The 14,726-nt window shown below is 42.7% G+C and carries 14 protein-coding genes; 2 read left to right on the top strand and 12 right to left on the bottom strand.

Going from position 1 to position 14,726, the window contains the following annotated elements; all coding sequences use genetic code 11:
• Nucleotides 1-20: 20 nt before the first annotated feature.
• Nucleotides 21-317, bottom strand: a complete 297-nt coding sequence (locus tag D8845_RS06035; protein ID WP_125452835.1) for a bacteriocin immunity protein — start codon at nucleotides 315-317, stop codon at nucleotides 21-23.
• Nucleotides 318-338: 21 nt separating this feature from the next.
• Entirely contained in the window at nucleotides 339-1,403 is a 1,065-nt protein-coding gene (pepA, locus tag D8845_RS06030; RefSeq protein WP_125452834.1) for a glutamyl aminopeptidase, read from the bottom strand.
• 294 nt (nucleotides 1,404-1,697) lie between these two features.
• On the opposite strand from pepA, the gene galE reads away from it, so the two are divergent.
• Nucleotides 1,698-2,696 (top strand): UDP-glucose 4-epimerase GalE, encoded by a 999-nt coding sequence (gene galE / locus D8845_RS06025; RefSeq protein WP_125452833.1) that lies wholly within the window; start codon nucleotides 1,698-1,700, stop codon nucleotides 2,694-2,696.
• A 98-nt stretch (nucleotides 2,697-2,794) separates the two neighbouring features.
• On the opposite strand, the gene yidD is transcribed toward galE, so the two are convergent.
• The 10 genes from yidD to D8845_RS05975 all read right to left on the bottom strand — a co-directional run bounded on the left by yidD (nucleotide 2,795) and on the right by D8845_RS05975 (nucleotide 8,956).
• Nucleotides 2,795-3,031 carry a membrane protein insertion efficiency factor YidD gene (gene yidD / locus D8845_RS06020; RefSeq protein WP_125452832.1) on the bottom strand — a complete coding sequence of 79 codons (237 nt, stop codon included), beginning with the start codon at nucleotides 3,029-3,031 and terminating at the stop codon, nucleotides 2,795-2,797.
• Nucleotides 3,031-3,753, bottom strand: a complete 723-nt coding sequence (locus D8845_RS06015) for a pseudouridine synthase (RefSeq protein ID WP_001222228.1) — start codon at nucleotides 3,751-3,753, stop codon at nucleotides 3,031-3,033. Before D8845_RS06015 ends, yidD begins: the two co-directional genes overlap by 1 nt.
• Nucleotides 3,740-4,309, bottom strand: coding sequence for an SMC-Scp complex subunit ScpB (gene scpB, locus D8845_RS06010; protein WP_125452831.1), 570 nt, complete (start codon nucleotides 4,307-4,309; stop codon nucleotides 3,740-3,742). The genes D8845_RS06015 and scpB overlap by 14 nt, the downstream gene beginning before the upstream one ends.
• A gap of 18 nt (nucleotides 4,310-4,327) precedes the next feature.
• A complete protein-coding gene (locus D8845_RS06005) occupies nucleotides 4,328-5,056 on the bottom strand; it encodes a segregation/condensation protein A (protein WP_125452830.1) in 729 nt (242 codons plus the stop codon).
• Nucleotides 5,056-5,790 carry a site-specific tyrosine recombinase XerD gene (gene xerD, locus D8845_RS06000; protein ID WP_312023123.1) on the bottom strand — a complete coding sequence of 245 codons (735 nt, stop codon included), beginning with the start codon at nucleotides 5,788-5,790 and terminating at the stop codon, nucleotides 5,056-5,058. Before xerD ends, D8845_RS06005 begins: the two co-directional genes overlap by 1 nt.
• Nucleotides 5,787-6,248 (bottom strand): cyclic-di-AMP-binding protein CbpB, encoded by a 462-nt coding sequence (gene cbpB, locus D8845_RS05995; protein WP_125452828.1) that lies wholly within the window; start codon nucleotides 6,246-6,248, stop codon nucleotides 5,787-5,789. The genes xerD and cbpB overlap by 4 nt, the downstream gene beginning before the upstream one ends.
• Nucleotides 6,245-6,766: a metallophosphoesterase gene (locus D8845_RS05990; RefSeq protein ID WP_125452827.1), complete on the bottom strand. Its 522-nt coding sequence runs from the start codon at nucleotides 6,764-6,766 to the stop codon at nucleotides 6,245-6,247. Before D8845_RS05990 ends, cbpB begins: the two co-directional genes overlap by 4 nt.
• Nucleotides 6,742-7,713 carry a nucleoside-triphosphate diphosphatase gene (locus tag D8845_RS05985; RefSeq protein ID WP_000182419.1) on the bottom strand — a complete coding sequence of 324 codons (972 nt, stop codon included), beginning with the start codon at nucleotides 7,711-7,713 and terminating at the stop codon, nucleotides 6,742-6,744. Before D8845_RS05985 ends, D8845_RS05990 begins: the two co-directional genes overlap by 25 nt.
• Nucleotides 7,710-8,504, bottom strand: a complete 795-nt coding sequence (racE, locus tag D8845_RS05980; RefSeq protein ID WP_000370376.1) for a glutamate racemase — start codon at nucleotides 8,502-8,504, stop codon at nucleotides 7,710-7,712. The genes D8845_RS05985 and racE overlap by 4 nt, the downstream gene beginning before the upstream one ends.
• A 203-nt stretch (nucleotides 8,505-8,707) precedes the next feature.
• Entirely contained in the window at nucleotides 8,708-8,956 is a 249-nt protein-coding gene (locus D8845_RS05975; protein ID WP_000364990.1) for a YneF family protein, read from the bottom strand.
• Between the two features lie 325 nt (nucleotides 8,957-9,281).
• On the opposite strand from D8845_RS05975, the gene D8845_RS05970 reads away from it, so the two are divergent.
• Nucleotides 9,282-14,675, top strand: coding sequence for an SIALI-17 repeat-containing surface protein (locus tag D8845_RS05970; RefSeq protein ID WP_125452826.1), 5,394 nt, complete (start codon nucleotides 9,282-9,284; stop codon nucleotides 14,673-14,675).
• The last annotated feature ends 51 nt before the right edge of the window (nucleotides 14,676-14,726 follow it).

Genomic DNA, 14,726 nt, shown 5'->3' with positions numbered 1-14,726 from the left:
TGCTTTGATTCACAATGGAATCAAAGCATTTTAAAGAGCTCCCCATACATAATTGCAGAAGCTGCGGTTCCTCTGTACTTGTTTTCTTCTCTCTTAATAAAGCGAGCCAAGTTGAGCAACTCAGGTGCCGGATGTTTGGGATTTAGGAGCAATTCACGATTGACCAGGCCTGAGAGACGAACTGCCAGCAATTGCTCATTTGTAGTAGGCAGTTTTTTAGCAGTCTCTAGGAGAGCAGCAACTAAATCTTCACTCAAATCTTGTCGAGCATGATTGTAAAGATCTTTTATAAGGTTTTCTAGGTTTGGTTCTACCATCCCTACCACCTCCCTTATGGTTTAATAATTTTTAATCAAATCAACCGTTGAACGATCCAATTTCTTCACCAAGGCTTGTAAGAAAGCTTGCGCTTCTAGGAAGTCATCCATAGCGTAGAGGGTTTGGTGAGAATGGATATAACGAGCGCAAACACCGATTGTTGTAGATGGGACACCACCATTTTTCAGATGAGCTGCGCCAGCATCTGTTCCGCCTTTGCCACAGTAGTATTGGTACTTGATACCAGCTTCTTCAGCCGTTGTTAAAAGGAAATCCTTCATTCCTGGGAGAAGCAAGTGACCTGGATCGTAGAAACGAATCAAGGTTCCATCCCCAATCTTACCTTGACCACCATAAACATCACCAGCAGGTGAACAGTCAACTGCCAGAAATACTTCTGGGTCAAATTTGGTTGTTGATGTATGGGCACCACGGAGACCAACCTCTTCTTGGACGTTAGAGCCCAGATAGAGTTCATTGCCAAGTTTTTTATCTGACAGAGCTTCCGCCAACTCGCTCACCATGAGAACTCCATAGCGATTGTCCCAAGCTTTTGAGATGATATTTTTTTCATTGGCTGTCAAGATTGCAGAGCTATCTGGTACGATGGTATCACCAGGACGGATGCCAAAACTTTCTGCCTCAGCCTTGTCCGCAAAACCGCCATCAAAGACGATATCTGCAATAGCTGGCATAGTTGGTCCACCCTTTCCGCGAGTCAAATGTGGCGGAACAGAGCCTGAAATCACAGGAATTTCACGACCGTCACGAGTAAAGAGTTTAAAGCGCTGGCTACTAACCACCATAGGGTTCCAACCGCCAATCTCAACGACACGGAAGGTACCATCTGGCTTAATCTCACTAACCATAAATCCAACTTCATCCATATGAGAAGCGACTAAGACGCGCGGTGCATCCGCAGCTTCTGAATGTTTGATACCAAAAATACCACCCAAGCCATCTGTCACCACTTCATCTACGTGCGGTGTCAACTTTTCACGAAGATAAGCGCGGACAGGCGCTTCATGACCTGAGATTGCAGCAAGTTCTGTTACTTCTTTGATTTTTGAAAATAATGTTGTCATTTCAGTTCCTTCTTTCTTTCATCCATTTTACCACTTTTTATAGGAGAAGGATAGCGGGAAGGTGGATTTCTAAATTAGTATCTTAGTCCTGCTATATCTTAGAAAAAGATTGTATTCCCTTACATGTGAGGTGAAATCTAAGAACTATTCCAAGATTAATCCAACTCTTGTTTTACGAACAAAAAAACAATTTAATGGCAATATCATTCAGATTTTATCAAAAGCAACTGAAAATAATTGACTTTCCTTTCTTTTTTATTTAAAATAGTACAAAACTAGAAAAAGGAAAAAATCATGACAAAAACAATTCTTGTTACAGGTGGAGCTGGCTACATTGGCTCTCATACCGTTAAAGCTCTTTTAAATGCTGGATACCAGGTGCATGTCTTAGATAATCTCTCTACAGGAAATCGTTCGGCTGTAGATAGTCGTGCTAGCTTTAAACAACTGGACGTTTATGATGCTAGTTCCTTAAAAGCTTATTTGGAAGAAAATCAGATTGATGCTGTTCTTCATTGTGCAGGTGAGATTGTTGTGAGCGAAAGCATTGAAAACCCAAGCAAATACTTCACTGCCAATGTCGCTGGTATGAACCAAGTTCTCAAAGTCTTATCTGAAGTTGGCATTCAAAAAATCATGTTCTCTTCAACCGCTTCCCTCTATGGTAATAATTGTATTGACAAGCCAGCTACTGAAGATACCCTGCTCGACCCCGTCAATCCTTATGCAGAGACAAAACTGATGGGCGAACGAATGATTTACTGGATGGCCAATCGCTACGACTGGAAATATGTTATTTTCCGTTACTTTAATGTAGCTGGGGCTGAAATGGATGCTTCAAACGGTCTGCGCGTGAAAAATCCAACTCATATTATTCCCAATATCAACAAGACCGCATTGGGACAAAATGATAGCCTCAAAATATTTGGAGATGACTACGATACACGTGATGGTTCATGTATTCGAGATTACATTCATGTTTTGGACCTTGCACAGGCTCATGTTAAAGGGATGAATTACCTCTTTCAAGAAGACAGTTCTTCTCAAATCTTTAACTTAGGAACTGAAAAAGGCTATACCGTCAAAGAAATCTTTAAAACTGCTGAAGAATTACTGAATCAAAAAATACCACACGAAATTGTTGCTCGACGTGCTGGTGACCCAGCTAGCGTCCTAGCAGATGCTTCAAAAGCTAAAAAATACCTTGATTGGCAGGCTAGTTACTCTCTTGAAGATATTATTTTATCGGATTATCATTGGCGTGTTAAAGAAGGTAAAAACATTTTGGAATAGGATAACAGAAACATCAATAATAAATAAAAACACAGATAGATGGCACTTAGTAAATACCAAGTATCATCTATCTGTGTTTTATACATTAGAATACAATCTTACTTTGAATTTCTTTTCAAAGTAAAGTGGTCTGGCACAGGGTCCTTACCCGTTTTCGACCAGGGATGACAACGTAAAATCCGAGCCAAGCCCATCAAAACACCCTTGAAGCCATGTTTTTCAATAGCCTGAATCATATAGTTTGAACAGGTAGGCTCAAAGCGACAAGAGGGCGGAAAGGCTGGTGAGATAAACCGTTGGTAAAAGCGCACAGGCGCTATTAAAATTTGTTTCATTATTTCTTGGTTACAGCCATGGTATGTAGTTGGCTGATTTCTTTTTTATTAAGACGACGGGATTCTCCTGGACGGAGTCCTGTCAAGTCTAGATGTCCAAAACGGGTCCGTGACAACTTATCTACTTGGAGACCGACAGCTTCAAACATCTTTTTAACCTGGTGGTTACGCCCTTCATGGATAGTCAACTGCACCACAGAGCGGTTTTTGACTGGATCGACTTTGAGAATCTCATAGACAGCCGGCTTGGTTTTCTTACCATCAATCTCAAGTCCACGGGTCAAGGGGCGGAGATTATCCTTATTGGCCACACCTTTAACACGCGCGACATAAACCTTGTCAATCTCATTACGAGGGTGAATCATCTCATCCGTAAAATCCCCATCATTAGTCAAAATCAAGACTCCTGATGTATCCCAGTCCAAACGTCCAACTGGGTAAATACGCTCTTTGACATTAGGCAAGAGGTCCACAACCGTCTTGCGGCCCTTGTCATCTGTCACACTGGAAATGACACCGCGTGGTTTGTTAAGCAGATAGTAGACCTTTTCTTCGTTGTAGATAGGTTGACCTTCAACTTCGACCTTGTCGCCTGACTTGATGGTTGTTGCTAGTTCACGTACCACTTGGCCGTTAACCGTCACCAAACCTTGCTTGATCAGCTCTTCTGCTTTTCTCCTACTGGCCACACCTGCGTGGGCAATATACTTATTGATTCTCATCTTCTTCTATCCTTTCACCAAATAATTGGCTTTCTTGGGCTTGAATCTCAAGCTCATCAATCACTGGTAATTCTTCCAAATGGTTAATTCCCATGTAATCTAGGAAATAATCCGTAGTCACATAGAGGTTGGGGCGCCCCAACACTTCTTTTTTCCCGTCTTCCTTTATCAGGTCAAAAGCCTGCAACTTTGCCAAGGCCCCACTCGAGTTGACCCCACGGATGGCATCAATTTCTATCCGTGTGATGGGCTGTTTGTAGGCAATGATGGACAAGGTCTCAAGGGCAGCCCGAGATAAACTCTGGTTGATAGGTGCCTTAGAGTATTCCTTCAAAATCTCTGCAAATTGAGGCTTGGTCACCAATCTATAAGCACCCCCTGTCTCGATCAGAGCCAAACTGGAATCTGGATCCTTTTCATACTTCTGGGCTAATTTTTCTAAACTCTGTTGGATGCCTGTCGGTGGCAGAGAGAGGAGTTCAGCTAACTGGCGGACTCTAATCCCATCTTCACCCACTACAAACAAGAGCGCTTCTATTTTTGCTAAAGTACTCATCTTTCCTCTCTATCAAGTCTAGCTTTGGGCCACTTGACTTTCTTCCTTCTTTTCCATGAGATAGATATCCCCAAAACTCTCATTCTGCACTAGAGTTAACTCCTGAGTTTTGATTAACTCCAAGGTTGCCAAAAAGAGGGTAATGACTTCTTGGACATTCTGGGCTTCCTTGAACAAATCCTGCAAGCGCAATTGATCTCGTCCAATCAAGGACTCTTTCACGATAATCATCATGTCCTCAATCTTATACTCATCCCGCAAGATCGTCGTGTGATTCTGTGCAAACTCCTCTTTTTTCTTGGCTAGGATATTTGAAAAAGCCAAAAAGAGGTCAATGGTCGTCTTGTCATGCACAAGCTCAGCATCTTCGTAAATCAACTCAGTCGGCGCTTTAGAATAATACTGGGCCCGTTCTTGGTGCTTGGCTTCTAAATGCTCCCCCAAGAGCTTGAACTTGCGGTATTCTTCGATTTGAGAGAGAAGGTCCTGCTCCAGGTCATCCTCCAAGTCTGTCACTTCTGCTAGCTTTGGAAGTAGTTTGCGGCTCTTAATCAACATGAGCTGACTGGCCATGACCATGTACTCACCCGTCACTTCCAGACGCATAGCCTGCAGGGTTGAGACATAGGCTAGGTACTGTTCGATGACTTCCGTAATAGGCACATCGTAGATATCCATCTGGTACTTAGACACCAGATGCAAGAGCAAGTCCAGGGGCCCTTCAAAATCTTTTAATTTAATATCCATTATCTATATTTTTCTAAGGTCAGGACTGTTTTTAATCCTAATTTTTTTGCAATTTCGTACAAATCGACCTTCTTTTCTATCTGTCTTAGAATGAACTGTTCCCGTAGGGCTTGAGCTGATAAGGATGGAAAACCTTTCTCCTTGACAAAAGCTTCTAGTTGACGGAAGGCCCACTGACGAGAATAGGCTTTCCCTCCCCTTTCAAAAAGATAGGTCTGTCCCATCAAGGGTTCCAACTCTGAAAGCAAGATCGTGGGAATGGTGACAATCCTCTGTTGGGAAGCCTTCTTGATTCTCAACACCTGAAAATCCAGATTGATATCCGCAACCTTAAGAGCTAAAATCTCACTTGGCAAGAGTCCCATTTCTAAGATAAGAAGTGCCAGTAAGCGTCCTTCTGGATAATTACTTTCCTGCCAAAAAGAGTCTAGGTCTAAGAGTTCCGACTTTTCGGTCTTCTTCTCAGCTTGTTTGGCTAATTCCAAACGGTAAAAGCTGTCCACCTCTCCTTTTTGATAGAGAAAGTAGAGAAATTGGTTACAGGCCGAAATCTTCCGCTTCTGAGCACTAATTTTTAGATTGGCTAGCTGGGCTTGGTAAATCTTGAGACTGGTCTCCGAAATCCGCTCGCCCACAATGTCTAAAAATTGCTCCAAATCATACTTATAAGACTGCTTGGAATTGGCAGACAAGCCCTGCTTTTCCTCTAAAAAGGCTGAAATCCTATCTCTCATTTGCATCGAATCTCGTATTCTTTACTAAAGTCATGCAAAAGAGCATTGACAGCCTTGAGGATAGACTTGCGCGTGATAATTCCTTGGAAAATACCCTCTGCGTCCACAACCGGTAAGAAGGACTCATCTACCAGCTTGTGCAAGACCTCCGTAATAGTAAAATCAGGCGAGACAACCGCTACGTCCGTTCTCGTCATATGAACGATATCCGTATCTGCCATGATTTCTTGACTCAAATCATGCTCCATCTGATAAGCCATAATATCTCTGAGCCCAATCGTCCCAACAAACTGTTTTTCATCTGTCACAACAGGAACACGGGTATAGGTCATCTGACTGAGCAAGAGGGTCGCGTGATCCGCATTGTGGGTATCAATCAACACGGCTAGATTTTCAGCAGGAGTCAAAAAAGTTTCCTCCTGCCCCAACAAGAAAGTCTCAAACTCCTTGGCAATCATCGGCTAAACTCCTTGGACAAGCCCGGATACACCTCATGCTCTCGTGTCAAAAAGTCGACTTTGAAGTAACTATCATCAATCTCCACACGAGCATAGAGACATTCTCTGACGGTACCACGTGGTTGACTGATAGAACCTGGATTTAGAAAAAGGGTCTTGCCCTCCATCCAAGCGTTTGGCACATGCAAGTGACCATAAAGGCAGATATCGGCCTCTTCCTCCTGAGCCCAGTAGTCCAACTTTTGAAAATTGAAATTAATATCAAACAAGTGACCATGGGTTTGGATAATCTTGGTCGAACCAAGCTCAGTCACCAAACGTTCTGGGTAACCTGCATAGAAGTCCATATTCCCTTTAACAACACGGATGCCTTCCCAAAGGGGAGAATCAGGACGCAGTTCAGAATCGCCGTTATGAAAAACGGCATCAACTTTTCCTACATAGCGATCACGGATTTCTTCCACAATCAAGCTATCGCCATGAGAATCGCTCATTACAATGATGGTTTGCTTTGCCATGATGGAAATACCTCCAAAAGTTTCTTAACGGCTAAGGCGCGGTGAGATTGGCTATTTTTTTCTTCAAGGGTTAATTCAGCTGAGGACTTGCCTGTCTCTCCTACAAGGAAGAGAGGATCGTAACCAAATCCATTTTCACCCTTAGGTTCAAAATTAATGTAGCCAGGCCAGTCTGCTTCAACAACCAAGCTTTCCTTGTTTGGACTGGCTACGACTAGGGTTGTATGGAATTGAGCCGAGCGGTCCTTGAGTTCAAAAACCATGGCCAACTCGTGCAAGAGTTTGGCATTGTTTTCACGGTCAGTAGCTCCCACTCCTGCGAAACGAGCTGACCAGACACCTGGCAAGCCACCAAGGACATCGACTTTGAGACCTGAGTCATCTGCCAAAACCATCTTGCCCGTTAATTGGGAAATGGTTTCTGCCTTGAGACGGGCATTTTCTTCAAAGGTCATGCCTGTTTCTGCTACTTCAGGCAAATCAGGATAGTCATTAAGATTTTCCACATCGTAGCCTAACTTATCAAAGATAGCTCGGAACTCTTTGGTCTTGCCTTCGTTTCGAGTCGCAATCAATAAGGTTTCTCTGACCTTGCTTGTCTCAAAGAAATCATGAACATTGACCCCTTCTTTAGGCAATGCTACATGCAGGAGTTGCCCATTTTCAATCAAGAGAAAAGCTCCCTGACGTTGGATGACTTCCAGATTTCGTCCCATTTCTTGGTTGAGGATATCTACCACAAAAGACAATAAACGGTAGAGAGAACCATAGCGTAAAACAATCACAGAAATAGGAAAACCTTGTTCCTCATCTCGAAATCTTTGGGCAAACTCAAATAGAGGAAAATCCAAGTCTTCATCAGTCAATGTCCGGACACCACCAAAAATACTATATGAGCCGACATACCAGTCCTGGTCATCCTTATATTCATAAATTTTATTTGTCATAATTCTACATGCTCCACATGAATCTCTTTTTCCAGCCATTCTTCACCAATTTGTGCAAAACTTTGGCTGCTGGCTGTTGTGTAAAAACGGTGATGGAGTGGTCCAGCATCGCGACCACGATTGATTTCAAAATAATTAAGTAAGACTGAGATATCCCGTACGCACTCTGCCCCACTATCAATGAGCTGAACCTTGGGTCCCATGACATTTTGAATAATCGGTCTGAGGAGTGGATAATGGGTACAACCCAAAATCAGGCTATCCACCTTTCCAACCAAGGGACGCAGGGTTTCATAGACCACTTTCTTGGTAACACTGGTTGACAGGGCACCAGACTCCACCAAGGGGGCAAACTTGGGACAGGCCAAACTCTCCACCTGTAAATCTGGATCCAGATCATGGATTTTCTGGCGGTAGATATCTGATTGTACCGTCATAGGCGTTCCAATCACTCCGATTTTCCCACCTTGGCTGGACTTGATGGCTGCCGAAGCTCCTGGCAAAATAACACCTAGGACAGGAATATCTAGTTGAGCCTTGATTTCTTCCCAGACGACCGCAGTCGCAGTATTACAAGCAATGACAATCATTTTGACATCCTTGGTCAAAAGAAAGTTGACCAACTGCCAAGTATATTCACGAATTTGCTCAGCAGGACGGGGCCCGTAAGGCGCCCGTGCCGAATCCCCAATATAGACGATTTCTTCATGGGGAAGCTGGCGCATGAGCTCGCGCACAACGGTCAAGCCCCCGACACCCGAATCCAAAAAACCAATTGGTCGATTATCCATACAGTCTTCTTTCTAGTCTTTTTTCTGATTGATAGTTCATTATGATTACCGTTCCTTATGAACTGAATAATGACAGCCTAATCAACAACTATCTCTCTTAATCATAATCAAATATCAATAGAATGCAAGGAAAAAGTCTCATCCCTAACCCCTTAGCCAACATAGTGAGAAGTCTGGAACTTTCATCCCAGACTTTTCCTTATTTATTTTTTCTTTTTATTGTTAGCAAGGGCTGCCTTTTGTTGGCGGATGATTTGGTGGTAAACTTGTTGTACCTTAGCTTCACTTGGTTTTTGACCATTTGCACTCAAAAGAGTACGAACTGCTTCAGCATTCAAACGTGGGTTGTCAGCGAATTCTTTTTCAATTTGCTTACGAACCAAGTACATTCCTCCAAGAGCTCCTCCTAGAAAAGCTAGCACAATCAATACAATTGCTAATAGTAAATCCATCATATTTCTCCTGTTTCTTTTTGAGTCTCTTTCATTATACCACAAACTAGCCACCCTGACCAGTTTGTTTTACGCTTTCAGAGATGAGCAAGCTGTAATAAAGTTGGCTTATCTTTCTAGTCAAAACTAGAGAGAATATAAAAAATACACTCTCTTACCATTCGTTCCCTCCACTTTTTTAATACAAAACAATATCAAATATATATCCTTCTCAAATCCCCTTGACAATACTTCATTAGCTGGTAAAATTAGATTAACAATACAATATAGAAACAAAGTTCTTCTCATGAAAATGAAAGCGCTTTAATTGATAAAGGAGGTTTCTATGGAAAAAATTTGGAGGGAGAAATCCTGTCGCTACAGTATTCGAAAGTTAACAGTCGGCACAGCCTCTGTTTTGCTTGGAGCAGTTTTTCTAGCTAGTCATACCGTTTCTGCTGATACTATTAAAGTAAAGCAAAATGAGTCTACACTGGAGAAAACTACAGCTAAGACAGATACCGTTACGAAAACAACTGAATCAACCGAGCACACACAGCCAAGCGAAGCAATTGACCATTCAAAACAAGTTCTAGCTAATAATAGTTCTTCTGAAAGCAAACCCACTGAAGCTAAGGTTGCCTCTGCTACAACTAATCAAGCCAGTACTGAGGCTATTGTAAAACCTAATGAAAATAAGGAAACCGAAAAACAAGAACTACCTGTGACAGAACAAAGCAACTATCAGCTAAACTATGATCGACCAACAGCTCCTTCCTATGATGGCTGGGAAAAACAAGCACTCCCCGTTGGGAATGGTGAAATGGGTGCTAAGGTTTTTGGTCTCATAGGCGAGGAGAGAATCCAATACAACGAAAAAACTCTTTGGTCAGGTGGACCACGTCCCGACAGTACCGACTATAATGGAGGAAACTATCGGGAACGGTATAAAATTTTAGCAGAAATTCGTAAGGCTCTCGAGGATGGAGACCGCCAAAAAGCCAAACGATTAGCTGAACAAAATCTAGTTGGACCAAACAATGCCCAGTATGGACGTTATCTAGCCTTTGGTGATATCTTCATGGTCTTCAATAACCAGAAAAAGGGGCTGGATACAGTTACAGACTATCACCGTGGTTTGGATATCACAGAAGCCACTACTACAACTTCTTACACCCAAGATGGAACGACCTTTAAAAGAGAAACCTTCTCAAGTTACCCTGATGATGTCACCGTGACCCACTTGACCCAAAAAGGGGACAAAAAACTTGATTTTACAGTTTGGAATAGCTTAACAGAAGATTTACTTGCTAACGGAGACTACTCAGCGGAGTATTCTAACTACAAGAGTGGCCATGTTACGACAGACCCAAATGGTATCCTACTAAAAGGTACAGTCAAAGATAATGGCCTCCAGTTCGCATCCTATCTAGGAATTAAAACGGACGGAAAAGTTACTGTTCATGAGGATAGTTTAACGATCACAGGGGCCAGCTACGCTACGCTTTTACTCAGTGCCAAGACTAACTTTGCTCAAAATCCTAAAACCAACTATCGAAAAGACATTGACCTCGAAAAAACAGTTAAAGGGATTGTAGAAGCTGCTCAGGGCAAATACTACGAGACACTTAAAAGGAACCATATCAAAGACTATCAAAGCCTCTTTAACCGCGTTAAACTAAACCTAGGTGGAAGCAATATTGCTCAAACGACAAAAGAGGCCCTTCAAACCTATAACCCAACAAAAGGGCAAAAACTGGAAGAACTTTTCTTCCAATACGGACGTTATTTATTGATTAGTTCATCTCGTGATCGGACAGATGCCCTTCCTGCCAACCTACAAGGAGTCTGGAATGCTGTAGACAATCCACCTTGGAACGCTGACTACCACCTCAATGTCAACTTGCAAATGAACTATTGGCCAGCCTACATGAGCAATCTAGCTGAAACAGCCAAGCCAATGATCAATTACATTGACGATATGCGTTACTATGGCCGTATCGCTGCTAAGGAATACGCCGGTATCGAATCCAAAGATGGACAAGAAAATGGATGGCTGGTTCATACACAGGCGACACCATTTGGTTGGACTACTCCTGGTTGGAATTACTATTGGGGTTGGTCTCCAGCAGCTAATGCCTGGATGATGCAGAACGTCTATGACTACTATAAATTCACCAAGGATGAAACTTATCTAAAAGAAAAGATTTATCCAATGCTCAAGGAAACAGCTAAGTTCTGGAACTCCTTCTTGCACTATGACCAGGCCAGCGACCGTTGGGTATCTTCTCCATCCTATTCACCTGAGCACGGTACTATTACCATTGGAAATACCTTTGACCAATCACTAGTCTGGCAGCTATTCCATGACTACATGGAAGTCGCCAACCATCTGAATGTCGACAAAGACTTAGTTACAGAGGTCAAGGCTAAATTTGACAAACTAAAACCACTTCACATTAACAAAGAAGGACGCATCAAGGAATGGTACGAAGAAGACAGTCCACAATTCACTAATGAAGGCATTGAAAATAACCACCGCCACGTTTCCCATCTGGTAGGTCTCTTCCCAGGTACGCTCTTTAGCAAGGATCAAGCTGAATATTTAGAAGCTGCGCGTGCTACCCTCAACCACCGTGGAGATGGTGGTACTGGTTGGTCTAAGGCCAATAAAATCAACCTCTGGGCTCGTCTCTTAGACGGTAACCGTGCTCATCGCTTGCTCGCTGAACAGCTCAAATATTCAACCCTAGAAAACCTTTGGGATACGCACGCACCTTTCCAAATCGACGGAAACTTTGGAGCAACCAGTGGAATTGCAGAAATGCTTCTTCAATCACACACTGGCTACATTGCACCATTGCCAGCCCTTCCAGATGCTTGGAAAGACGGTCAGGTTTCTGGTCTGGTTGCCCGTGGTAACTTTGAAGTCAGCATGCAGTGGAAAGATAAAAACCTGCAAAGCTTGTCCTTCCTTTCAAATGTCGGTGGAGACCTAGTTGTAGATTATCCAAATATCGAAGCCAGTCAGGTTAAGGTTAATGGTAAACCTGTCAAAGCAACTGTTCTTAAAGATGGCCGCATTCAACTGGCAACACAAAAAGGTGATGTCATTACCTTTGAACATTTCTCTGGTCGTGTAACCAGTCTGACAGCAGTTAGACAAAATGGCGTCACTGCCGAACTCACCTTCAACCAAGTAGAAGGCGCTACCCACTATGTTATCCAAAGACAAGTGAAAGACGAATCTGGCCAAACCTCTGCAACTAGAGAATTTGTAACCAATCAAACCCATTTTATCGACCGCTCACTCGATCCTCAACTCGCCTACACTTATACTGTTAAGGCTATGCTGGGTAATGTTTCTACACAGGTATCCGAAAAGGCCAATGTCGAAACCTATAACCAATTGATGGATGACCGTGATAGCCGAATCCAATACGGTTCTGCATTTGGAAACTGGGCAGACTCAGAATTATTTGGAGGAACAGAGAAGTTTGCTGACCTTTCACTAGGTAACTATACAGATAAAGATGCGACAGCAACCATTCCTTTCAATGGTGTTGGCATTGAAATCTATGGTCTCAAATCATCTCAATTGGGAATCGCTGAAGTCAAAATCGATGGTAAATCAGTCGGTGAACTGGACTTTTATACTGCAGGTGCAACTGAAAAAGGGAGCCTTATCGGTCGCTTCACAGGATTGTCAGATGGTGCTCATGTGATGACCATCACTGTAAAACAAGAGCATAAACACCGTGGCAGTGAACGTTCCAAAATTTCCTTAGACTACTTTAAAGTTTTACCTGGACAGGGAACAACTATTGAAAAAATGGATGACCGTGACTCTCGCATTCAATACGGATCTCAATTCAAAGATTGGAGCGATACTGAATTATATAAGAGCACAGAAAAATATGCGGACATCAATAACAGTGACCCGAGTACTGCTTCAGAAGCTCAGGCAACCATTCCATTTACTGGAACAGGTATTCGAATTTACGGACTTAAAACATCCGCTCTCGGAAAAGCTCTCGTGACACTAGATGGCAAAGAAATGCCAAGTCTAGACTTCTACACAGCTGGAGCTACCCAAAAGGCAACCTTAATTGGAGAATTTACTAATCTGACCGATGGTAATCATATTTTGACATTGAAAGTTGATCCAAATTCACCAGCAGGTCGCAAGAAAATTTCTCTAGATTCATTTGATGTGATTAAATCTCCAGCTGTAAGCTTGGATAGTCCAAGTATCGCACCACTTAAGAAAGGGGATAAAAACATCTCTTTAACTCTTCCAGCTGGAGATTGGGAAGCCATCGCTGTGACCTTCCCAGGTATCAAAGATCCACTCGTTTTACGCAGGATAGACGATAATCATCTAGTTACGACTGGGGATCAGACTGTCTTATCAATCCAAGATAATCAGGTACAAATCCCTATCCCTGACGAAACCAATCGAAAAATTGGAAATGCGATAGAAGCTTATTCTATCCAGGGAAATACAACAAGCAGTCCTGTAGTAGCTGTCTTTACCAAAAAGGATGAGAAGAAGGTTGAGAATCAGCAGCCAACTACAAGCAAGGGAGATGACCCTGCTCCTATTGTAGAAATTCCTGAATACACTAAGCCTATCGGCACAGCAGGACTAGAACAACCACCTACTGTTTCTATCCCTGAATACACTCAACCTATCGGCACAGCAGGACTAGAACAAGCTCCTACTGTTTCTATTCCTGAGTACACTAAACCTGTCGGCACAGCAGGAATAGAACAAGCTCCTACCGTTTCTATCCCTGAGTACACTAAGCCTATCGGCACAGCAGGGCTAGAGCAAGCGCCTACGGTTTCTATCCCTGAATACACTCAACCTATCGGCACAGCAGGACTAGAACAACCACCTACGGTTTCTATTCCTGAATACACTAAATCTATCGGCACAGCAGGACTAGAACAGCCACCTGTAGTAAACGTCCCTGAATACACTCAACCTATCGGCACAGCAGGAATAGAACAACCGCCTACGGTTTCTATCCCTGAGTACACGAAACCTATCGGCACAGCAGGACAAGAGCAAGCACTTACTGTTTCTATTCCTGAGTACACGAAGCCTATCGGCACAGCAGGACAAGAGCAAGCGCCTACGGTTTCTGTTCCTGAATATAAACTTCGTGTCTTAAAAGATGAAAGGACTGGAGTTGAAATTATTGGAGGAGCGACTGACTTAGAGGGAATTTCTCATATTTCTAGCAGACGTGTCTTAGCTCAAGAACTATTTGGTAAAACCTATGATGCTTACGATCTTCACCTTAAAAATTCAACAGACCAGAGTTTACAACCAAAAGGATCTGTTTTGGTTCGATTGCCTATTTCCTCTGCTGTCGAAAATGTTTACTACCTAACTCCATCAAAAGAGTTACAGGCACTCGATTTTACTATTCGCGAGGGAATGGCAGAATTTACGACTAGTCATTTCAGCACCTATGCAGTCGTTTATCAAGCTAATGGAGCATCAACTACTGCAGAGCAAAAACCAAGTGAAACAGATATCAAACCATTAGCCAATAGCTCTGAGCAAGTTTCATCTAGTCCAGACCTTGTTCAATCTACAAATGATTCTCCTAAAGAACAACTTCCAGCTACTGGTGAAACATCCAATCCACTACTATTCTTGTCAGGATTGAGTCTAGTCCTAACAGCAACTTTTCTACTTAAGAGTAAAAAGGATGAATCAAACTAACGTTTAACCACACAAAAATCAGGATGAAGATAAGCTTCATCCTGATTTATT

It is taken from the genome of Streptococcus mitis (assembly GCF_003942865.1).
Classification (GTDB): domain Bacteria; phylum Bacillota; class Bacilli; order Lactobacillales; family Streptococcaceae; genus Streptococcus; species Streptococcus mitis_BI.
The sequence above is the reverse complement of the archived record's forward strand: the minus strand, read 5'-3'. Positions and strand labels throughout refer to the sequence as shown.

Coding starts and splice junctions, on each gene's coding strand:
- D8845_RS06035 (WP_125452835.1), bottom strand. CDS start 317: ATGGTAGAACCAAACCTAGAAAACCTTATAAAAGATCTTTACAATCAT.
- pepA (WP_125452834.1), bottom strand. CDS start 1,403: ATGACAACATTATTTTCAAAAATCAAAGAAGTAACAGAACTTGCTGCA.
- galE (WP_125452833.1), top strand. CDS start 1,698: ATGACAAAAACAATTCTTGTTACAGGTGGAGCTGGCTACATTGGCTCT.
- yidD (WP_125452832.1), bottom strand. CDS start 3,031: ATGAAACAAATTTTAATAGCGCCTGTGCGCTTTTACCAACGGTTTATC.
- D8845_RS06015 (WP_001222228.1), bottom strand. CDS start 3,753: ATGAGAATCAATAAGTATATTGCCCACGCAGGTGTGGCCAGTAGGAGA.
- scpB (WP_125452831.1), bottom strand. CDS start 4,309: ATGAGTACTTTAGCAAAAATAGAAGCGCTCTTGTTTGTAGTGGGTGAA.
- D8845_RS06005 (WP_125452830.1), bottom strand. CDS start 5,056: ATGGATATTAAATTAAAAGATTTTGAAGGGCCCCTGGACTTGCTCTTG.
- xerD (WP_312023123.1), bottom strand. CDS start 5,790: ATGAGAGATAGGATTTCAGCCTTTTTAGAGGAAAAGCAGGGCTTGTCT.
- cbpB (WP_125452828.1), bottom strand. CDS start 6,248: ATGATTGCCAAGGAGTTTGAGACTTTCTTGTTGGGGCAGGAGGAAACT.
- D8845_RS05990 (WP_125452827.1), bottom strand. CDS start 6,766: ATGGCAAAGCAAACCATCATTGTAATGAGCGATTCTCATGGCGATAGC.
- D8845_RS05985 (WP_000182419.1), bottom strand. CDS start 7,713: ATGACAAATAAAATTTATGAATATAAGGATGACCAGGACTGGTATGTC.
- racE (WP_000370376.1), bottom strand. CDS start 8,504: ATGGATAATCGACCAATTGGTTTTTTGGATTCGGGTGTCGGGGGCTTG.
- D8845_RS05975 (WP_000364990.1), bottom strand. CDS start 8,956: ATGGATTTACTATTAGCAATTGTATTGATTGTGCTAGCTTTTCTAGGA.
- D8845_RS05970 (WP_125452826.1), top strand. CDS start 9,282: ATGGAAAAAATTTGGAGGGAGAAATCCTGTCGCTACAGTATTCGAAAG.